This window comes from Mesorhizobium neociceri, from assembly GCF_013520985.1.
GTDB classification, from domain to species: Bacteria; Pseudomonadota; Alphaproteobacteria; order Rhizobiales; family Rhizobiaceae; genus Mesorhizobium; species Mesorhizobium neociceri.
In genome coordinates this window covers 167,310-187,592 of sequence record NZ_JACDTY010000005.1, presented here as the reverse complement: position 1 = coordinate 187,592, position 20,283 = coordinate 167,310, and the positions used below count along the sequence as shown (strand labels likewise).

Here is a 20,283-nt window from a genome sequence, read left to right as displayed (position 1 = left end):
GCAAAGGCCAAGTATTTATGCCAAGTGTATTATGCCAACCCCTGTAAACTCGCTATTACACTTTTGTTTCAAGATTGAGACGAAGCCAGGCATCGACGATGGCCGGCCGCAGCCCGATCAATCGCGCGTTATCGGCCCTTGCGGTTGAAACTTTTCTCCGCTGTTTCGCGTTGTGTCGGACAAAGGAGACCGAAGATGTCTATTCACTTCACTGTCTCTGGCCTGACCAGGAACCTGTTCCACTCGCTGGGGCTGGACCATGAACGGGCGCCAAGGGCGCTCGATCCCGAGCAGAGCCTCCTGTTGGAATGCTATCTCGCGGGGCAGATTCCCGAATCCGCCTGGGCCGACTACGTCTTCGAGACACCCGATCTGCAGCGGCATGTCGACATAAGGCGCCGGCACAACTGATCAGAGCAATTCCAGGAAAAGTGTGAGCGGTTTTTCGTCCGGAATTGCGTCAAAACAACGAGAGAGCGGGTCACCGTTTCTGTGAAACGGTGAAACGCTCTACCGCTCGCTTATTGCTTGGGCGAGGCGAACTGCATGGTGAAGACGTTGCCAGCTACGCCTTGTGCAAGCTTCGGCGAAAAGCTTAGCGGCAGACATTTCTGCAAGGCAGTGGTCGCGGCGTCGACAAACGCTTTCTTGGCATTGGCGTCGCCATCGACCTTGATCGCCGTCGGTCGCGGCGGACCGATCAGCGTGCCGTCCCGCTTGAAGCTGAAACTCAAGGTGACGCTGGCATTTCCAGCATCGGACGGAGGCGTCCAGCACGTCTGGATCGCATCGCCGACCTCCGTCATGGTGTCGAGCACCGCGGCATTGGACGGGTAGCCTCCGACCAACACAACACCAACAACCGCAAACAATCTCGCCACGCCTTTCATCGCAAAGCTCCTCGTACCTCGGCCGCCAAGCATGATGGTAGGGTCGACGCCGGCAATGGCAATATGCCTGATGTCGGACTTTATGGCAGAGCGCGGGGACGCGCCTCATAGCGCATCGGCGAAAAGCAAAAAGGCCGGCATTGCGCCGACCTTTCCTTCCACTTCGGCGCCAGTACATCCGTGGTCGCGGGGTGGATTGCCCTCAATAGACAGGGCTTTGGTTAACGAATCCTTAGCTTTGCGCGCTGGCCTGTGATTTCACATAGGCGATGTAGCCTCTGACATCGCCGGCCGGCTCGGCATAGGCTTTGCCGAGTTTCTTTTCCATCGCCGCCATATACTCCTTCGCCCATTTGGGCAGCGCGTAGTCGATGACGGCCAGGAACTCGAGTGTCGATGCCAGTCGGATGTCGGCGATCGACGGGTGCTTGCCGCCGATGAACGGCTTGCCGTCCCGGAAGAAGGAGTGAAATACTTCCAGCGGCTCGGCAATGGCCGCCATGGCCGCCTTCTGCGCCTCCGATTTCCTGTCGGGGTGGGCATCGCTGTGGCCGACCTCGCCGGCATATTGCGGGAAGCCGAGCGCCGGATAGGTGGCGCGCGCCACGTAGGGGTAGAGCGTTCCGATCAGATAGAACATGGCGCTGTCGACCATCGCCCGCTTGGCCGGCGCCTTGGGATAGAATTTCTCCAGTCCGTGCTTGTTGGCGAGATACTGCATGATGGCGCAGCTTTCCCAGAGTACGCCTCTGGGGAGACCCTTGTCCTCGATCATCGGCGTCAGATGCGCCGGGTTGCGCGCCATGTATTCGGGCGAACGCGTGTGGCCCCAGGCATCGGTCTCGGCGGCGTCGAAGCCGGCCGCACGCGCAAACACCCGAACGGTCATGTTGTTGACGCTCGGCTTCAGCATGCTGATCTTCAGTGCCGGCTTCTTCGCAGACTTGGCCTTTGCCGTTGGCGCTGCCGGCTTCGCCGCTGCTTTCGCGGCCGGCTTTGCGGCTGCCTTTGGTGAGGTCTTTGCGGATGCCTTTGCCGCAGGCTTGGCGGCGGCTTTTGCCGCCGGCTTCTTCGCGCTCTTCACTGTCTTTGCCATTGTGGTTCCTCCCCTTTTGTGGCCGTCAGTATGGATTCTTCGGTGCCCGGTCGTCCGACAAGGTCGCGCGGGAACTCTCCACCAACGCCTGGATCGCGTCGGCAAGGTGCACTTCGGCAATGTTGTAGTCGCCGCGCGCGACGCGCAGCTTGTGCGCCTGCATCAGCACATCGGCATGGGTGAAGCCCGCCGGCGGCTCGAAGCGGTAAGACGCGAGCTCGATCAACAGGCCGAGAGGATCCTCGAAATAGATCGAATCCATGAAGCCGCGATCCTTGACGCCGCTGTGCTTGATGCCACGCTCGTCGAGCCGGGCGACTGCCTGCAGGAAAGTAACGCGCGACACCGAAAAGGCGATGTGATGCACACAGCCCATATCGGTCGGCGTGCGCCGCTTGACCGGCGTGCGGCTCTCATCGGTAAAGATGGTGATCAGCCTTCCGTCGCCGGGATCGAAATAGAGATGGCTTTCGCTCGCCTTGTCCAAATTGGGCTGCTCGAAGATGAATGGCATGCCGAGCACGCCTTCCCAGAAATCGATCGAGGTCTGGCGGCCGGCGCCAACGAGCGTGATGTGATGGACGCCCTGCGATTGCAGTTTCTGCATCGGTCTTCTCCTCGCCGACCCATCGCCTTCCGGGGCGAGCTTGGATCCTGCCAAATCATACCATCGCCGCACGCCATGCGCGCGGCGGATGTGCATGCCTGGCGGCTTTCCCTATCTGTTCCCCGGCGTTCTGCGCGCCGTAACGAACCCTTGGCAAGGCTTCGCACAATGATGCTAGTGCAATTGGCAGCGACGCGCCAGAAGCTCGCAGAGCCTGCGGGCGCTCGATAATGAAAAAGGCTTTAAGGTTGCAGGATATTCGCTAAGCGACAGCTCTGAACTCGGCCTCCGTCAACGTGCCCACGCCCGCGCATTCGGCGCATGCCATGGTCTGCCCCGGGCAGCCTGTTCGATGCGTTCCTTGCGGGCAGCAATACCCTTTTGACGCATGCCATCTGGAGCAATCGAAAATCTTCCCGCTGCCGTGGCAGTGCGGGCATGTCATTGTCACCGAGCTCATTACCTGCATTACCCGACCCAAATCCGCGTTGCCGCAGATGCTGCCCCCGCACCGCAAGTAACAGAGATTGCTACGCTTTCAAGCGTCGCGGCCTGACTTAAATTGGGTGTATCCGTGTGCACGGACTAGCCGGCTTTCGCTGACGCCGCCGCCCCTCGCGGTCAAACGCGATCCGCGCGCGCTCCGCTTCTTCTTATTCACGCGGGTGGCGTCCATTTCATCCGCCAAGATGACCAAGGACCGATCCGCCATCTTGAGCGCTTTGGGTATTTGCCCTTCGTCGACCATGCCTCTAGTGGAAAATCTGACGCTTGGTACCCGAAAGGGAATACCGCTTTGGAAAGCGGACATCACGCCGATTTGGAAAGTCTGGCAAGGACCTCGGCTGAGGGCACCCAGGGTTTCACTGTCCGCGCCTCGTCAGCGATGCCCATAGGTATGAGATAGAGGCCCTTCGGGAAAACATCGCCCAGTTCGTCGATCAAGGCTTTCGATATGATCGTCCCGATGCGCCCATCAAAATCAACCGTCACCCCTTCGACTAATGGAGCGGAAAGGTAGCCAAAATGATCCATCGACAAAGTCCAAAGCGGTGTGGGAAAGAGTGGGCTTCCGGACTCGGCCGTTGTGTATTCGATGCCGTTCGCCTCCATTGCCAGCACTGTCTGGGTATGATCGCGCTGCACGAAAAAGACGTAACGCCGGTCGCGTCCTTCCGGCCCGGAAACGTCGATCGGAATGAAAAGGTGCTTGCTGGGCTGAAGAGTCTCGATCGCCTCGCGGACACGCTCGTTAACGAGTTGATTGTGACCGAACGACCATTCGGGCGATTTCTTCGGAGCAGAAGCTGAAAGCGAGGCTTGCACGGGCTGGCGAAAGATCGGGAGAAGCTCGCGATCGGGACCGAACAGGCGCGGATCGACGCGGAGCGCGACCTCATGAGGGTAAGCATGAGCCATGCGTCGCGCTAGATCGCGATTGGCGAACTTCAGATGCGCATAAAGTTGCTTGTATGCATATTCGGCATGGTTGACGCGGGTCCGGTAAAAAATCGGACCCTGATAATCGGGAGGAACCGATCCCGATATTCGCGGCGCGCGGCGAGCTTGCAGATCAGCCGCTACGGGCGACAGTTTTGTTGAGTTCATTCCGATAGGTGGGCGCTTGCTCATCTGAAAACCTCCCCCTGTCTGCCGCGTCATGTCGCACGGACTTGCTGATAGTCGCAGGAACTTAGTCGAAATCAATCAGGTGCCGTTCACCCAAATTCGCAGGCGTTTATTCGACGGATATTCGACCGAAGGAGGGAGAATGTCGCTAAGTGCTTGAAAAGTCTGGTACGCCCAAGGGGAATCGAACCCCTGTTCCCGCCGTGAGAGGGCGGTGTCCTGACCGCTAGACGATGGGCGCGTTCAAGAACCGGCGATATAGGCTGACGGCTGGGAAAAAGCAACCGGGCTTTGAGCGGTTCGGACGAACGGCTGATTTGTCCCGTTCAGGCCTGGCGTTTCGGCTCGATCAGGTCCCACAGATTGCCGTACAGATCGGCGAAAACCGCCACCGTGCCGTAAGGCTCATGGCGTGGTGTTTCGTGGAAGTCGACGCCGTTTTCGAGCATCGTCGCATGGTCCCTGGCAAAATCATCGGTTTCGAGGAACAGAACCACCCGGCCGCCAGTCTGGTCGCCGATGCGGCTTTTTTGCAAATCGTCCGACGCCTCAGCTAGCAGCAGCCGTGGGCCCTGCCCGGCCGTCGGCGTCACCGTCACCCAGCGCTTGCCGTCACCGAGACCGATGTCGTCGCAGAGCGCAAAGCCAAGCTTGCCGACATACCAGGCTATCGCCTCGTCATAGTCGGCAACGACGAGCGTGACGGTGGCAATGCGGCGGCTTTCGGCAAACCCGGTCATTTTGTTGCGGCCCAGTTATTTGTTGCGGATGGCAAAGCGGCCGATCATGCGGCGCTCGGCCATGTCGTAGACGAAGATGGTGCGGCTGCCGTCGGCAAGCTCGGCGTCGATCGAGATACGGTTTCCCGACAGCGACTGGCTGATCACCTTGGCCCCGACCGGCAGCACAATGTCCTCTGCCAGCGGCTCGCCACCCGGCACCTGGATGTCGCCGGCCGCAGGCGGGTTCGTGGGCGGCGCTTTGCGCGATTTGTAGACAATGGCCGCGATCACCACCATAAGGGCCAGCAAAAGCAGGCCGAGATTGATGGCCATGAAGCGGATGAGCCTGCCGCGCACCTTTTCGATCTCGGGATCGAGCGGCTTTTCTTCTTCATCGGCAACGGGCCGGGCCATGGCAGAACTTTCCGGAACTTTTTTCGATGAGCGCTCATAACGAAGAGACCAGACAATTCATAGAGGCGCCGCCAACCGTGCTCGAAGCCGGCGCGGAAGCGGCCGGCCAGCGCCTCGATCAGTGGCTGGCGGCCGCCCTTGGCCCCGATATGTCGCGCAGCCGGGTGCAGATGCTGATCCGGCAAGGTGCCGTTTCGATCGATGGCAAGCCGATCGACGAGACCAAGCGCAAGATGGTCGCGGGCGAGCGTGTAGCGGTTCTAATGCCCGAACCGGAGCCGGCCGAGCCGCAAGGCGAGAACATCACGCTCGACGTGCTCTACGAGGACGACGAGTTGATCGTCATCAACAAACCGGCCGGCCTCGTCGTCCATCCCGGCGCCGGCAACTGGACCGGCACGCTGGTCAATGCGCTGATCCATCACTGCGGCGACAGTCTTTCGGGCATTGGCGGCGTCAGGCGGCCGGGCATCGTCCATCGCCTCGACAAGGAAACCAGCGGCGTCATGGTGGTGGCCAAGACCGACCGCGCTCACAAGGCGCTGTCGGAGGCCTTCGCCGACCATGGCCGCACCGGCGACCTCGAACGCGCGTACCTGGCGCTGGTCTGGGGCATCCCGTCGCGGCCGACGGGAACGGTCGACGCGCCGCTCGGCCGCGCCGCCGACCGGGTGCGCCGCGCCGTGGTGCCGGAAGGCCGCGACGACGCCCGCCACGCCGTCACCCATTTCTCCGTCAAGGAGCGTTTCGGCGCGGACCAGCAGGCGTTCGCCACCGCCAGTCTGGTCGAATGCCGGCTGGAAACCGGCCGCACCCACCAGATCCGCGTTCACATGGCCCATATCGGCCATCCTGTCGTCGGTGACCCCGACTATGGCCAGGCCTTCCGCACCAAGGCCAATCGGCTGCCCGAACCGCTGAAAAGCCAGGTCAAGGCATTTTCCCGCCAGGCTTTGCATGCCTGGCTCCTTGCATTTCGACACCCGACTGCCCATTTATCGATGAGGTTCGAGGCGCCGATACCGGGGGACATGGAGGAACTCGTCGGCGGCTTTCGCAAGCTATGAACCGGCCAGCTAAAACCTGAGCGGCATTGTTCACTTTGGCGTGACACACTGTTTCGTGTTGAACAAATGCCTGTCTTTTCTGGTTTTGTTCCTGTATAAATCAGCTGTCGCGGGCGAGCCTTTTGGTGCTCGCGTCACATGCCCGCCGCGTTTCGGGGGCATCACTCCAATAGAGAGGGGGCGCTATCATGGCCCAGTCATTACCCAGTATCGTTTCCGGCGAAGGCGGCCTCAGCCGCTACCTGGAAGAAATCCGCCGCTTTCCCATGCTTCAGCCGCAGGAAGAGTACATGCTCGCCAAGCGTTACGCCGAGCATGAAGACACTTCCGCCGCGCACAAGCTCGTCACCAGCCACCTCCGGCTCGTCGCCAAGATCGCCATGGGCTATCGCGGCTACGGCCTGCCGATCGGCGAAGTGATCTCGGAAGGCAATGTCGGCCTGATGCAGGCCGTCAAGAAATTCGAACCCGAGCGCGGCTTCCGCCTCGCGACATACGCCATGTGGTGGATCAAGGCCTCGATCCAGGAATACATCCTGCGCTCGTGGAGCCTGGTCAAGATGGGCACGACCGCCAATCAGAAGCGCCTGTTCTTCAACCTGCGCAAGGTGAAGGGCAAGATCCAGGCGCTCGACGATGGCGACCTCAAGCCCGATCAGATCGCCGAGATCGCCACCAGGCTGAATGTCTCCGAAGCCGAAGTCGTGTCGATGAACCGCCGCCTGTCGGGCGACGCTTCGCTCAACGCGCCGATCCGCGCCAGCGAAGGTGAGTCCGGCGAATGGCAGGACTGGCTGGTCGACGACCACGAAAGCCAGGAAGAGATGCTGATCGAGCAGGACGAGCTGGAAAATCGGCGCGGCATGCTGTCGGGCGCTCTTGCCGTGCTCAACGATCGTGAACGGCGCATCTTCGAGGCACGTCGCCTCGCCGAAGAGCCGCTGACCCTGGAAGAGCTGTCGGCCGAGTTCGACATCAGCCGCGAGCGCGTGCGCCAGATCGAGGTGCGCGCCTTCGAGAAGGTGCAGGACGCGGTCAAGGCCGCCGCCAAGCGCCAGATGCAGGCCCTGCGCACGATCGAGGCGCAGCCCGCGGCTTAAGGCCAGGTTCGGTTATGAATAGAAGGCGGCGCCAGGAAACTGGCGCCGCCCTTTTTGTGTCTAGCGCTATGCTGATGGCTGGCGAAAGCATTCGTGACATCCAATCTCCCCCCTTGCGGGGGAGATGTCCGGCAGGACAGAGGGGGGTGTGAAGGATCGCCAACTTCGGTTTTAGCCACCCCAATCGGAAATTGAGGGCGCAGCTACATCTGGCTGACAGGGCGGAGGGACAGCACCCCCCTCTGCCCTGCCGGGCATCTCCCCCGCAAGGGGGGAGATTGGCAGCTTCGCCAACAGCCCCTCAAAACCCATCCAGCGGGAACTTCAAATACCGCCTTCCATTGGCTTCCGGCTCCGGCAGCCGTCCGCCGTTCATGTTGACCTGCAGCGCATGCAGGATCAGGCGCGGCATCGGCAATGTCTTGTCGCGCGCTTCGCGCAAGGCGACGAACTCGGCTTCGGTGTGTGCCGCAACCAGGTGGACATTCTTCTCCGTTTGCTCAGCGACGGTGCTCTCCCAACGCGGCTCGCGGCCACCCTCCTGGTAGTCGTGGCCAACGAATAGGCGCGTGTCGTCCGGTAATGCCAGGATGCCCTGGATCGAGCGCCACAGCCGCGCCGCGCTGCCACCGGGAAAGTCTGCCCTTGCCGTGCCGCTGTCGGGTATGAACAGCGTATCGTGGATGAAGGCCGCGTCACCGACGACATAGGTGATCGAAGCCAGCGTGTGGCCGGGCGAAAACAGCACCTTGACCGGAAGGCTGCCGATCCGAAAGCTATTACCTTCGCCAAACAGGCGGTCCCACTGCGAGCCGTCGGCCGGAAACTCCGGCCAGTTGTAGATCGCCTTCCACAGCGCCTGGACCTCGATGACCCTGTCGCCGATCGCGGTCGGCGCGCCAGTCTTCTCCTTGAGGTGGTGCGCTGCCGAGAAGTGATCGGCATGCGGATGGGTATCGAGGATCCACTCGAGCTCCAGTCCGTTCTCCCGAATGAAATCCAGCAAGGCATCGGCGCTCTTTGTCGCCGTTGCGCCGGACCTTTCGTCGAAATCCAGGATCGGGTCGATGATGGCGCAGCGCCTCGTCGCCGGATCGGCGACGACATACTGTATGGCGCCGGTCGGCTTGTCGTAGAAGCCGCTGACCAGCGGCTTGGCCAAAGCTGCATCCATTTTCCGGTCCCCTGCCCCTCGCTCCGGCAGGAATGATTTTCTCTGCCGGAGCGAACCAGGAGCATGGTCATCTGACAAGGCGCACTCGTCAAGCACGCCTTGCCAGAAACAGGACAAAAATCGAAAACGACCCGGGTCGAGAAAACCTAGGCGGACGGCTGTTTGGTCTTCCGGAGATAGGGCAGGATCGTGTCAAAAGCGCCGAAGCGCTTGATCGCATCCTCGTTGGAGACAGCAGCGGTGATGATCACGTCCTCGCCCTGCTTCCAGTTGGCCGGCGTCGCCACCTGGTGTTTGGCGGTCAGCTGCATGGAATCGACGGCGCGCAGGATCTCGTCGAAGTTGCGGCCGGTGGTCATCGGATAGGTCAGCACCAGCTTGATCTTCTTGTCCGGCCCGATGACATAGACCGAGCGCACCGTGGCGTTGTCGGCCGGCGTGCGGCCTTCCGACGTCTCGCCGGCGCCCGCCGGCAGCATGTCGTAGAGCTTGGCCACCTTGAGGTCCTTGTCGCCGATCAGCGGGTAGTTCACCGTCTGGCCGGTCGCCGTCTTGATGTCGGCCTGCCACTTGTCGTGGCTCGCAACCGGATCGACGGAAATGCCGATGACCTTGACGTTGCGCTTTTTGAACTCGCCCTCGAGCCCGGCCATCGTGCCAAGCTCGGTCGTGCAGACCGGGGTAAAATTCTTCGGGTGACTGAAAAGGATCGCCCAGCCGTCGCCGATCCAGTCATGGAAATTGATCGTTCCTTGCGTCGTTTCGGCGGTGAAGTCCGGCGCGATGTCGTTGATACGAAGGCTCATGGCACATCTCCCCTGCAACAGATTTCGTTAGGAGCGGCACCAAGGCGGCGCCCACGCTCCGGCATTGCCGCATCTTAGCGCATAAATCGCGGCCGCGAGACAATAGGAAACTCTTGTCGGCGACGGAACGAGCACTTTCGTTCTACCTACTCAACATTCGGCCCGACAATCGTTCGTTTCTGCGGGAAAAGGTTGCGCTCAGGCCTTGTTGACCGCAAGCGACGTAGCCAGGTCTTCCATGCGCTGGGCGAGCGCGCCGAGCGCGCTGGTCAACACGGTGTCGTTCTTGTCGGCCTTGGTCAACGCTTCGTCGCGCGTCTTGCGCAGCGTCTGCACTTCGGTCTCCATGCCCTTGACGCGCTTCTGCAGCTCCGAGAGCTCGTCCATCACCATGATGCCGGCCATCACCGTCAACCGCTGGTCGCCAATCTCGCCGAACGAATCCTTCAGATGCGAGACATAGCGGTCGAAGCGTTCGGCCAGGTCGATCAGATGCTCTTCCTGGCCTTCGTCGCAAGCCATGCGGTACTGCTTGCCGTCGATGGAAACCGTGACCTGTGCCATGGCCTGCAGCTCCTATCTGTCCAGCACCGCGCGGATGGTTTCCATGGCGGTCACCAAGCGGCGCGACACTTCCTTGTTGGCATCTTCCAGCCGTTCGGCGCGAGCTTCGGAATTGTCGAGTTCCTGCGCCAGCCGCGAACGGTCGGCGTTCATGCGCTGCACTTCAGCCTCGGCTTCGGAATAGTCGCGCTCGTGCTCAAGCTTGGCCGCGACGGCGTTTTCCAGCCCCTCGATAGCCTTGCCCAGCCTGTGGATGACTTCCTTGAGTGTCGTTTCCCCGGTCATGGCCTTCGTCCTGTGCCCTGCCCATCACCGAATCGCTCGCGTTCAGAACGCGTTAACAAGGAAACATTAGGCACCGGGTGAAGGCAACGTCAACAAAGCTCTCGCGACTGTCCCCTGCTAACGCTAATGTAGGCCTCCTGCCGGCATCACAAGACCGGCAAATGTGCAGCCGATTTGTTGACTAAAAGCCCGCGCCTGCTATGTGTCGCGCACCCTTTCCAGGGCTCTGCCAAGCCCGCAAATCCCCACCCCGGAGGTACCATGACGTCGCGTGAACAACATGACCGGATGGCCAATGCGATCCGTTTTCTCGCCATGGACGCTGTCGAAAAGGCCCAGTCCGGCCACCCCGGCCTGCCCATGGGCTGCGCCGACATCGCCACCGTGCTGTTCACGAAGTTCCTGAAATACGATCCGAAGAACCCCCATTGGCCCGACCGCGACCGCTTCATCCTGTCGGCCGGCCATGGTTCGATGCTGCTCTATTCGCTGCTGCATTTGACCGGCTATGAGGACATGACGATCGACCAGATCAAGCATTTCCGCCAGCTGGGCTCCAAGACCGCCGGCCATCCCGAATACGGCCACGCCACCGGCATCGAGACGACGACCGGCCCGCTCGGCCAGGGTCTCGCCAATTCGGTCGGCTTCGCGCTTGGCGAGCGCATCATGAACGCCGCTTTCGGCAACGACCTCGTCAACCACTACACCTATGTGCTGGCCGGCGACGGCTGCCTGATGGAAGGCGTGTCGCAGGAAGCTATCGCGCTTGCCGGCCACCTCAAGCTGAACAAGCTGATCGTCTTCTGGGACAACAACAACATCTCCATCGACGGCCCGGTCTCGCTCGCCGACAACACCGACCAGGTCGCCCGCTTCCAGGCCTCCGGCTGGAATGCCAGCCACATTGACGGCACCGATCCGGAAGCGATCGCCTATGCCATCGAAGCCGCCCGCCATTCCGACAAGCCGACGATGATCGCCTGCAAGACCACCATCGGCTTCGGCGCGCCGACCAAGGCCGGCACCAACAAGGCGCATGGCTCGCCGCTCGGCGCCGACGAGATCGCCGGCGCGCGCAAGTTCTTCAACTGGGACTCGCCGCCGTTCGAAATTCCGGCCGACATCCTCGACGCCTGGCGCACCGCCGGCAAGGGCAGTGTCAAGGCGCGCACCGACTGGGAAGGCCGCCTCGCCAAGGCCAAGCCCGAGCTGAAGGCCGAGTTCGAGCGTCGCCTCGCCGGCAAGCTGCCGTCCAACTTCGACGCCGTCATTGCCGATTACAAGAAGAAGCTGTCGGCCGACAAGCCGAAGGTCGCCACCCGCAAATCCTCGGAAATGGCGCTGGAAGTCATCAACGGCGCGGTGCCCGAGACCATCGGCGGCTCGGCCGACCTTACCGGCTCCAACAACACCAAGACCAGCCAGACCAAGAACATCACGCCGGACGATTACGGCCAGCGCTATGTCCACTACGGCATTCGCGAGCATGGCATGGCCGCCGCGCTCAACGGGCTGACGCTGCATGGCGGCCTTATCGCCTATGGCGGCACCTTCATGTGCTTCTCCGACTATGCCCGCCCCTCGATGCGGCTGGCCTCGCTGATGGGCATCCGCTCGATCTTCGTCATGACCCATGATTCCATTGGTCTGGGCGAAGACGGCCCGACCCACCAGCCGGTCGAGCATCTGGCGGCGCTCCGCGCCATCCCGAACCACAATGTCTTCCGTCCAGCCGACGCAGTGGAAACCGCCGAATGCTGGCAGATCGCCATTGAGACGGAAAAGACGCCGTCGACCCTGGCGCTGACCCGCCAGAACCTGCCGACCGTGCGGACCGAATTCTCGGCCAAGAACCTGAGCAGCCAGGGCGCCTATGAGCTCGCCGCGGCCAGCGGCGAGGCGGCGGTGACGATCTTCGCCACCGGCTCCGAGATCGAGGTCGCGCTCGGTGCCCGCGACCTGCTTGAAAAGCACGGCCACCCGACCCGCGTTGTGTCGGTGCCTTGCTTCGAGCTGTTCGACCAGCAGAGCGACGCCTACCGCACGAAGACGATCGGCAACGCGCCGATCAAGATGGCGATCGAAGCCGGCATCCGCCAGGGCTGGGATCACCTGATCGGCTCCGACGGCATCTTCATCGGCATGCACGGCTTCGGCGCTTCCGGCACCATCGAACAGCTCTACCCGCATTTCGGCATTACCGCCGAAGCGGCGGCCAAGGCGGCGGAAGCCCGCCTGCACAGCAAGTAAGCTCGGTGTCATTCCCGCGAACCGCTGCGGCGGCTTCGCGGGACTGGCCCAACCTAATCGATTTAAATCCACGTCGCTGCGGCTGGATTCTTTCCGCTTCCGCCGCTATGAAGCTGCGGACCCATCTGCCGCCTTTCGAGCTCCCAGGGAGAGTAAAATGACCGTCAGAGTTGCCATCAACGGATTTGGCCGCATCGGCCGCAACATCCTGCGCGCCATCCATGAATCCGGCCGCAAGGATATCGACGTCGTCGCCGTCAACGATCTCGGCCCGGTCGAAACCAACGCCCACCTGCTGCGCTATGACAGCGTGCATGGCCGCTTCCCGCATGAAGTGTCGGTGTCCGGCGACCAGATCACCGTCGGCAAGGAGACCTTCAAGGTCACCGCGATCAAGGACCCAGCACAGCTGCCGTGGAAGGAGCTCGGCGTCGACATCGCGCTCGAATGCACCGGCATCTTCACTGCCCGCGACAAGGCCGCCGCGCATTTGACCGCTGGCGCCAAGCGCGTCGTCGTTTCGGCGCCGGCCGAAGGTGCTGACCTCACCGTTGTCTACGGCATCAACCACGACAAGCTGACGAAGGACCACATCGTCATCTCGAACGCGTCCTGCACCACCAACTGCCTGGCGCCGTTGGCTGCCGTGCTGCACGATGCCGTCGGCATCGAAAAAGGCATGATGACGACGATCCACTCCTACACCGGCGACCAGCCGACGCTGGACACCATGCACAAGGATCTCTACCGCGGCCGCGCCGCAGCACTCTCGCAGATCCCGACCTCGACCGGCGCCGCCAAGGCGATCGGCCTCGTGCTGCCCGACCTCAAGGGCAAGCTCGACGGCATCTCGATCCGCGTGCCGACCCCGAATGTCTCGGTCGTCGACTTCAAGTTCATCGCCAAGCGCGCCACCACCGTGCAGGAGATCAACGAAGCGGTGATCGCCGCCTCCAACGGCAAGCTCAAGGGCATTCTCGGCGTTACTCATCACCCGAATGTCTCGATCGACTTCAACCACGATCCGCGCTCCTCGATCATGGCGCTCGACCAGACCAAGGTCATGGACGGCAACTTCGTTTCGGTACTGTCCTGGTACGACAATGAGTGGGGCTTCTCCAACCGCATGGCCGATACCTCGGTCGCCTTCGGCAAGACCATCGCCTGATCGCAGGCCTTCGTCTCGCAGCTTCAAACGCCCGGCTTTGTCCGGGCGTTTTTCGTCAGAGTGCTCGGCAAGGCGCGCTGAGCCGCCAAATGCCGGAAAATCAGCGGCATAGGGCAAAAAGCCACCCTCCCGCCTTGCACTGGCCATGCCTTCGCCCCACTCTCCCGTAAATCGGAGAGGTAGAGGAATTCGAGGGGCAAATCACGGATGGAGCATGCGATCTATCTCGTCACGCTGGTCGGCACAGCGCTCGTCGTCGCCGCCGCGTTTTCGAGCCTGATCGCCTTCCGCTTCGGCGCTCCCCTGCTGCTGCTCTTCCTCTGCATCGGCCTTGCCACCGGCACCGACGGTCTCGGCATCGAATTCGACAATGCGCGCTTGGCTTATTTTGCCGGCTCACTGGCGCTGGCCGTCATCCTGTTCGATTCCGGTTTCGGCACGCCGCTCAACGCGCTGCGCCAGGCGGCCGGGCCGGCGCTATCGCTGGCGACCTTCGGCGTGCTTTTGACCACCGGCCTGTTCGGCGCCGCCGCCTATTATCTGCTCAACCTCAGCTGGCTGGAATCCTTCCTGCTCGGTGCCGCCGTCGCCTCGACCGACGCGGCCGCGGTGTTCTTCCTGCTGCGCGCCGGCGAGATCAATCTGCGCGAGCGCGTGCGTGCGACGCTTGAGGTTGAATCCGGCACCAACGACCCGATCGCCATCTTCCTGACCATCACGCTGGTCGAGGTCATCGCCGCCCACGCCAATCCCGAGACCCATGTGCTGGTCACCGACCTGATCCTCGGCTTCCTGCTCAATATGGGCCTCGGCGCCATTGTCGGCGTGCTTGGTGGCCTCGGCATCGTGCGCCTCGTCGACCGGCTCAATCTCGACCACGGCTTGCTGCCGATCTTCGTGCTGACCTTGTCGCTGATGGTGTTCGCCGCCGCCGGCGCCATTGGCGGCTCGGGTTTTCTCGCGGTCTATCTCGCCGGGCTGATTGCCGGCAATTCCGACATCCGCGCCGTCACCATCCTGAAACGCTTCCAGGACGGCATGTCGTGGCTGGCGCAGATCATCATGTTCCTGATCCTCGGCCTGTTCGCGACACCCTCGCAATTCCCGGCGATCCTCATACCGGCGGTGCTGCTTGGCCTGTTCCTGATGTTCGTCGCGCGCCCGGTCGCCGTCTGGCTCTGCCTGATCCCGTTCCGCCTGCCGCGCCCCGAAGTCGCTTTCGTGTCCTGGGTCGGCCTGCGCGGCGCCGTCTCCATCCTGCTTGCCATCACCCCGCTGCTCGGCGGACTGGAGAACGGCCGCGTCATCTTCAACACCGCCTTCATCATCGTCCTGGTGTCGCTGGTGGTGCAGGGCTGGACGGTCGGGCCACTGGCGCGCCGGCTCGGCCTGATTGTGCCGGCCAGACTCGGACCTCTCGACAAGGTCGAGCTCGAACTGCCGGGCTCGGCCCATCACGAGCTTCTGGCCTACCGCGTCGCGCCCGGCAGCCCGGTGGCGCGCGGCGAACGCATCCCGCGCTGGGCCAGGCCCTCGCTGGTGCTGCGCGACGGCCGCTCGATGCGCTTCCAGGATATGGGCCGGCTCGCCGCCGGCGACCAGGTCTACATCTTCGTGCCCGACCGCTATCCGCGCCTGCTCGACAAGCTGTTCGCCAGCCGTGCGGTGGTCGACCCCGAGGATGCCGATTTCTTCGGCGCCTTCGCCGTCGATCCGGCGCGCTCGGCCGCCGAACTGGAAGCTGCCTACACGCCGGGCCTGACCGAGGCAGAGCAGAAACAGACCGTTGGCGCTCTGGTGACGGCGCGGCTCGGCGGCCATGCCGAATATGCCGACCGGGTGCTGATCGGCCCGATCGAACTGATCGTTCGCGATGTCGACGACAAGGGCAAGATCACAGGGCTCGGCCTGTCCTTCGAACCGACCGCGCCGGTGGCGCGTGTGCCGGTTTTCTTAAGCGCCGGCGAGATGGGAGACCGGGTCTCCGCCTTCATCCGCAACTGGCGCAAGCCGACGGAGGCGCAGGTCGCGGAGGCTCCAGCCGAGGAGAAGCCGTCCTCGGATCCTGCCGCGGAAAAAGCAACGACCGAGAGCTGAGTACGATCCGTCTGCGCCACCAACCAAAGCAGGTTCGTCCCCCAGCATCACCGCTACCTTCGCCCTGACTTCAAAATTTAACGCGCACTGCGGCTCAAGCCTTGCATCGTCATTGATGCGAGGTATGGTCCCGGCGATTTTTCACCGAAAGGAACCAGCATGGCCGCCTTCAAGACACTCGACGATATCGGCAATATCAGCGGCAAGCGCGTGCTGGTGCGTGTCGACCTCAACGTGCCCGTCGCTGACGGCAAGGTCACCGACGCCACCCGCATCGAACGCATCGCGCCGACCATCGCCGAACTGTCCGGCAAGGGCGCCAAGGTCATCCTGCTCGCCCATTTCGGCCGACCGAAGGACGGTCCCTCGGCCGAATTCTCGCTGGAGCCTATCGCGAAAGCTACGGCCGAAGTGCTCGGCCGCTCCGTCGGCTTTGCCAGCGACTGCGTCGGCGACACCGCGGGAAGCGCCGTTGCGGCCATGAACAAGGGCGACGTGCTGCTGCTGGAAAACACACGTTTCTACAAGACCGAGGAGAAGAACGATCCGGCCTTCACCGAAAGGCTTGCCGCCAATGGCGACATCTTCGTCAACGACGCCTTTTCCGCCGCGCACCGCGCGCATTCCTCGACCGAAGGCCTGGCGCGGCTGTTGCCTGCCTATGCCGGCCGCACCATGCAGGCAGAGCTTGAAGCTCTCGAGAAGGGCCTCGGCAATCCGGTCCGTCCGGTCGTCGCCATTGTCGGCGGCGCCAAGGTGTCGACCAAGATCGACCTGTTGATGAACCTGGTGAAGAAGGTCGACGCGCTGGTGATCGGCGGCGGCATGGCCAACACCTTCCTCGCCGCGCGCGGCACCGCTGTCGGCAAGTCGCTGTGCGAGCACGACCTTGCCCCGACCGCCAAGCAGATCATGATCGAGGCGGCCGAAGCCGGCTGCGCCATCATCCTGCCGGTCGACGGCGTCGTGGCCAAGGAATTCAAGGCGGGCGCGGCCTGCGAGACCGTCGCCATCTCTGATGTGCCGGCCGACGGCATGATTCTCGATGTCGGCGAAAGGACCGTGAAGGCGATCGGAGAATGGATCGACCGCGCCGCGACATTGGTCTGGAACGGCCCGCTCGGCGCCTTCGAGATTGAGCCTTTCGATCATGCGACAGTGGCAGCGGCCAGGCACGCGGCAGCCCGCACCAACGCCGGCAAGCTGGTCTCGGTTGCCGGCGGCGGCGATACGGTGGCCGCACTCAACCATGCCGGCGTCGCCGACGACTTCACCTATGTCTCGACCGCCGGCGGCGCCTTCCTGGAGTGGATGGAAGGCAAGCCCCTGCCCGGCGTCGACGTGCTGAAGAAGCAGGCCTGAGCGGAACGGCGGCGCCAAACGACGCGCCGGGAACTTTCAATCGATTCGAGCTTTCCGATGCCATTCCTTTGGCGGTAGACTTCCGTTAAGCGCGGAACAGACCCCTTCAGGAGAAGCAACAATGAGCGAACGTCTCGAAGATATTGCCGCCGCGATCGTGGGCGGCGGCAAGGGCCTGCTGGCCGCCGATGAAAGCTCCGGCACCATCAAGAAACGCTTCGACGTCATCGGCGTCGAATCGACCGCCGACAGCCGCCGCGACTACCGCGAGATGATGTTTCGCGCCAAGGACGCGATGACCAAATACATTTCTGGCGTCATCCTCTATGACGAGACCATCCGCCAGAAGGCCGCCGACGGCACGCCGCTGGTCGATATCATCAAGGCATCGGGCGCCATCCCCGGCATCAAGGTCGACGCCGGCGCCAAGCCGCTGGCCGGCTTCCCAGGCGATACCATCACCGAAGGCCTCGACGGCCTGCGCGAACGCCTTGCCGACTACTACAAGCTCGGCGCCCGTTTCGCCAAATGGCGCGCTGTGATCGATATCGACACCGTTAAGGGCGTGCCTTCGGCCAATTCGATCGCCTCAAACACCCATGCGCTCGCCCGCTATGCCGCGCTGTGCCAGGAAGCGGGCATCGTGCCGATCGTCGAACCGGAAGTGCTGATGGACGGCGCCCACGACATCGACACCTGCTACGCGGTCTCGAAGGCGACGCTGATCAAGCTCTATGACGAGCTTCATGCGGCGCGCGTCGTGCTCGAAGGCACCATCCTGAAGCCGAACATGGTCATTGCCGGCAAGAAATCCGGCAAGACGAACAGCCCCGAGGAGATCGCCGAGAAGACGATCAAGCTGTTCCGGGAAGTGGTGCCGGTTGCGGTGCCCGGCATCGCTTTCCTCTCGGGTGGACAATCGGACGAGGAGGCGACCGCCAACCTTAACGCGATCAACGCCATCGGCCCGCATCCTTGGAAGCTGACCTTCTCCTACGGCCGCGCTTTGCAGGCCGCCCCGCAGAAGGCATGGAGCGGCAAGGCATCGAACGTCGCCGCCGGCCAGGCCGCCTTCACCCATCGCGCCCACATGAACCACCTGGCGGCGCTGGGGAAATGGAAGCAGAGCCTCGAACAGGCTGCCTGAGCGCAGTCCTCCCGTTGTCATACAAACCCGGGCCGATGCGCCCGGGTTTTTTGTTTGTGGCGAGCCCGGTCTTGGGATCGGACGTCAGCATCCTTATTTCCCTTTCGGCCGAAACCTGCAGCGATGTCGGTTCCTGCCCATCCCGAACGTCCTTGGGGGTGCAGACAGGGAGAAGTTCATGCATCGCAACAAGGTGGTTTCGCGCGAAGACTGGTTCCAGGCGCACAAGGCGCATCTGGCGCGCGAGAAGGAACTGACGCGGTTCCGCGAGCGCGTCGCGGCCGAGCGGCGTGAACTGCCATGGCTGAAGATCAGGAAGGATTACGTCTTCGAAACAGAGCAAGGTCCGAAGAACCTGGCGGAGCTGTTCGCCAACCGCAGCCAGCTCATCGTCTACCACTTCATGATGACGCCAGGGTTGGATCATCGCTGCGAAGGCTGTTCGTTCCTTGCCGACCATATAGACGGCGCCAATCAGCATCTCAGGCACCACGATGTGTCGCTGGTCGTGGTTGCGCGCGCGCCACTGGCGGAGCTGTTGCCCTACAAGCAGCGTATGGGCTGGAAATTCGACTGGGTGTGGTCTTACGCCTCGGATTTCAATTTCGACATGCAGGTCTCGTTCACCGACAAGCAGATCGCCGCCGGCGACACCACCTACAATTTCGAGACCCGTCCACGCACATCGAAGGACCTTCCCGGCACCAGTGTTTTCTACAAGGACGAGAACGGCGACATCTTCCTCACCTTCACGTCGCGCGCCCGCGGCGGCGAGGCGCAGATCGGCACTTATGATTATCTCGACATGACGCCGAAGGGCCGCGGTGAAAACGGCGCTTATCAAAGCCTGATGGACTGGGTGCGGCTGCATGACGAATATCAAGACAGGCAGGCGGACAAGCCGAGCTGCTGCGACTAGAGCAATTCCAGGAAAAGTGGGAACGGTTTTCCCGGGAAAAACGCGTAGCGTTTTCCCTTGGCAATTGCGAAAAACCAAGGAGCTAGAGCGGTTCGCCGTTTCCCTTGAAACGGTGAAATGCTCTAGAAGCGCGTTCACCTCAGCTCGAACATGCGCTAAGGCTGCCGCTGATCTCTAAACGGTACCGTCATGCGCTTCCCGGCCCTTCTCACCTGGCTCGCCTACCCTGTCTATGTCTGGCAGGGACTTGGCGTGCGCCGCCGCACCACCCGCATGCTGCCGGCGCAAGGGCCGGTGATGCACGAGATATCCGGCAAGGCGCCGGCGATCTCGCTGCTGGTGCTGGGCGATTCCTCCGCTGCTTCGGTCGGCATCGGCAATTCCGAGGACGGGCTTGCCGCACAGCTTGCCGTCATGATCGCGCAACGCACCGGCGACGCCGTGCGTTGGCGCGCCGCCGGCTTCAACTCGGCAACGTCGGGCCAGATCCGCGACCATGTGCTGCCCAATCTATCGGCCGATCCGTGGACGCACATTGTTCTGGCCATCGGCACCAACGACACCAAGAATTTCCACTCGGTGCCACGCTTCAAGAAGGAGTTCGGCGGCCTGCTCTACGCCCTGCGCGCCAAATGGCCGGAGGCGCGTGTCGTCTGGTCGCCGGTGCTGGAATTCACCCGCGCGCCGGCCATGCCGCCGCTGCTCGGCAAGATTCTCGAGATCCGCGCCACCGCCATGAACCGTATGGGCGAGCGCTTGTGTTTCGAGCGCGGCGCCGTACCGGCGCCGCGGCTGCCGATCACCAACCCTCAAGAGGGTTTTGCCTCCGACGGCTTTCATGCCTCGGAAGCCGGATACCGGGCCTGGGCTGAACATCTGGTCGGGCAGGTTCTCGCCGATTGACCAGAGTGGGCACCGGCTCAGGCTAACCGGGTTTCGGAGAACTGGGTCGATTGTTTTCGAAATACTGTTGATTTCGGCAT

At 62.5% G+C, this 20,283-nt stretch carries 20 protein-coding genes and 1 tRNA gene; 10 read left to right on the top strand and 11 right to left on the bottom strand.

What is annotated here, in order from left to right:
* Positions 1–195: 195 nt before the first annotated feature.
* Entirely contained in the window at positions 196–411 is a 216-nt protein-coding gene (locus H0241_RS13260; protein ID WP_142869957.1) for a hypothetical protein, read from the top strand.
* 110 nt (positions 412–521) lie between these two features.
* Here the strand turns inward: H0241_RS13260 and H0241_RS13255 are convergent, their stop codons facing one another.
* The 7 genes from H0241_RS13255 to H0241_RS13225 all read right to left on the bottom strand — a co-directional run bounded on the left by H0241_RS13255 (position 522) and on the right by H0241_RS13225 (position 5,358).
* Positions 522–890: a hypothetical protein gene (locus tag H0241_RS13255; protein WP_181058034.1), complete on the bottom strand. Its 369-nt coding sequence runs from the start codon at positions 888–890 to the stop codon at positions 522–524.
* 232 nt (positions 891–1,122) lie between these two features.
* Positions 1,123–1,986, bottom strand: coding sequence for a glutathione S-transferase family protein (locus H0241_RS13250; protein WP_181058032.1), 864 nt, complete (start codon positions 1,984–1,986; stop codon positions 1,123–1,125).
* 25 nt (positions 1,987–2,011) lie between these two features.
* A complete protein-coding gene (locus tag H0241_RS13245; protein WP_181058030.1) occupies positions 2,012–2,593 on the bottom strand; it encodes a VOC family protein in 582 nt (193 codons plus the stop codon).
* A gap of 810 nt (positions 2,594–3,403) precedes the next feature.
* The gene (locus tag H0241_RS13240) at positions 3,404–4,225 is read right to left on the bottom strand and encodes a hypothetical protein (protein ID WP_181058028.1); all 822 of its coding nucleotides are present in this window, start codon (positions 4,223–4,225) and stop codon (positions 3,404–3,406) included.
* Between the two features lie 163 nt (positions 4,226–4,388).
* Positions 4,389–4,463: transfer RNA gene (locus H0241_RS13235), tRNA-Glu, on the bottom strand.
* A gap of 85 nt (positions 4,464–4,548) precedes the next feature.
* Positions 4,549–4,962, bottom strand: coding sequence for a VOC family protein (locus H0241_RS13230; RefSeq protein WP_181058026.1), 414 nt, complete (start codon positions 4,960–4,962; stop codon positions 4,549–4,551).
* A gap of 15 nt (positions 4,963–4,977) precedes the next feature.
* Entirely contained in the window at positions 4,978–5,358 is a 381-nt protein-coding gene (locus tag H0241_RS13225; RefSeq protein WP_181058024.1) for a fimbrial protein, read from the bottom strand.
* 26 nt (positions 5,359–5,384) lie between these two features.
* Here H0241_RS13225 and H0241_RS13220 point away from each other — a divergent pair, with 26 nt between their 5' ends.
* Both H0241_RS13220 and rpoH read left to right on the top strand, forming a co-directional pair.
* On the top strand, positions 5,385–6,425 hold the full coding sequence (locus H0241_RS13220) for an RluA family pseudouridine synthase (protein WP_181058022.1): 1,041 nt from the start codon (positions 5,385–5,387) through the stop codon (positions 6,423–6,425).
* Positions 6,426–6,613: 188 nt separating this feature from the next.
* Entirely contained in the window at positions 6,614–7,525 is a 912-nt protein-coding gene (gene rpoH, locus H0241_RS13215) for an RNA polymerase sigma factor RpoH (RefSeq protein WP_181058020.1), read from the top strand.
* 301 nt (positions 7,526–7,826) lie between these two features.
* On the opposite strand, the gene H0241_RS13210 is transcribed toward rpoH, so the two are convergent.
* The 4 genes from H0241_RS13210 to H0241_RS13195 all read right to left on the bottom strand — a co-directional run bounded on the left by H0241_RS13210 (position 7,827) and on the right by H0241_RS13195 (position 10,354).
* Positions 7,827–8,699 carry an MBL fold metallo-hydrolase gene (locus H0241_RS13210; protein WP_181058018.1) on the bottom strand — a complete coding sequence of 291 codons (873 nt, stop codon included), beginning with the start codon at positions 8,697–8,699 and terminating at the stop codon, positions 7,827–7,829.
* Positions 8,700–8,845: 146 nt separating this feature from the next.
* Positions 8,846–9,505, bottom strand: a complete 660-nt coding sequence (locus H0241_RS13205; RefSeq protein WP_112559528.1) for a peroxiredoxin — start codon at positions 9,503–9,505, stop codon at positions 8,846–8,848.
* 198 nt (positions 9,506–9,703) lie between these two features.
* Positions 9,704–10,069 carry a cell division protein ZapA gene (locus tag H0241_RS13200; protein WP_023670127.1) on the bottom strand — a complete coding sequence of 122 codons (366 nt, stop codon included), beginning with the start codon at positions 10,067–10,069 and terminating at the stop codon, positions 9,704–9,706.
* Between the two features lie 12 nt (positions 10,070–10,081).
* Entirely contained in the window at positions 10,082–10,354 is a 273-nt protein-coding gene (locus tag H0241_RS13195) for a DUF4164 domain-containing protein (protein ID WP_023670128.1), read from the bottom strand.
* A gap of 261 nt (positions 10,355–10,615) precedes the next feature.
* Here H0241_RS13195 and tkt point away from each other — a divergent pair, with 261 nt between their 5' ends.
* The 7 genes from tkt to H0241_RS13160 all read left to right on the top strand — a co-directional run bounded on the left by tkt (position 10,616) and on the right by H0241_RS13160 (position 20,203).
* Entirely contained in the window at positions 10,616–12,607 is a 1,992-nt protein-coding gene (tkt, locus tag H0241_RS13190) for a transketolase (RefSeq protein ID WP_181058016.1), read from the top strand.
* A gap of 157 nt (positions 12,608–12,764) precedes the next feature.
* A complete protein-coding gene (gap, locus tag H0241_RS13185) occupies positions 12,765–13,775 on the top strand; it encodes a type I glyceraldehyde-3-phosphate dehydrogenase (protein WP_181058014.1) in 1,011 nt (336 codons plus the stop codon).
* Positions 13,776–13,982: 207 nt separating this feature from the next.
* The gene (locus H0241_RS13180; RefSeq protein WP_181058012.1) at positions 13,983–15,872 is read left to right on the top strand and encodes a potassium/proton antiporter; all 1,890 of its coding nucleotides are present in this window, start codon (positions 13,983–13,985) and stop codon (positions 15,870–15,872) included.
* Positions 15,873–16,031: 159 nt separating this feature from the next.
* Entirely contained in the window at positions 16,032–17,234 is a 1,203-nt protein-coding gene (locus H0241_RS13175) for a phosphoglycerate kinase (RefSeq protein WP_181058010.1), read from the top strand.
* 121 nt (positions 17,235–17,355) lie between these two features.
* Complete coding sequence (locus tag H0241_RS13170; RefSeq protein ID WP_181058008.1) at positions 17,356–18,381, top strand: class I fructose-bisphosphate aldolase; 1,026 nt, start codon at positions 17,356–17,358, stop codon at positions 18,379–18,381.
* Between the two features lie 178 nt (positions 18,382–18,559).
* Positions 18,560–19,300 (top strand): DUF899 domain-containing protein, encoded by a 741-nt coding sequence (locus H0241_RS13165; protein ID WP_181058007.1) that lies wholly within the window; start codon positions 18,560–18,562, stop codon positions 19,298–19,300.
* A 189-nt stretch (positions 19,301–19,489) separates the two neighbouring features.
* A complete protein-coding gene (locus tag H0241_RS13160; protein WP_181058005.1) occupies positions 19,490–20,203 on the top strand; it encodes an SGNH/GDSL hydrolase family protein in 714 nt (237 codons plus the stop codon).
* Positions 20,204–20,283 lie beyond the last annotated feature (80 nt).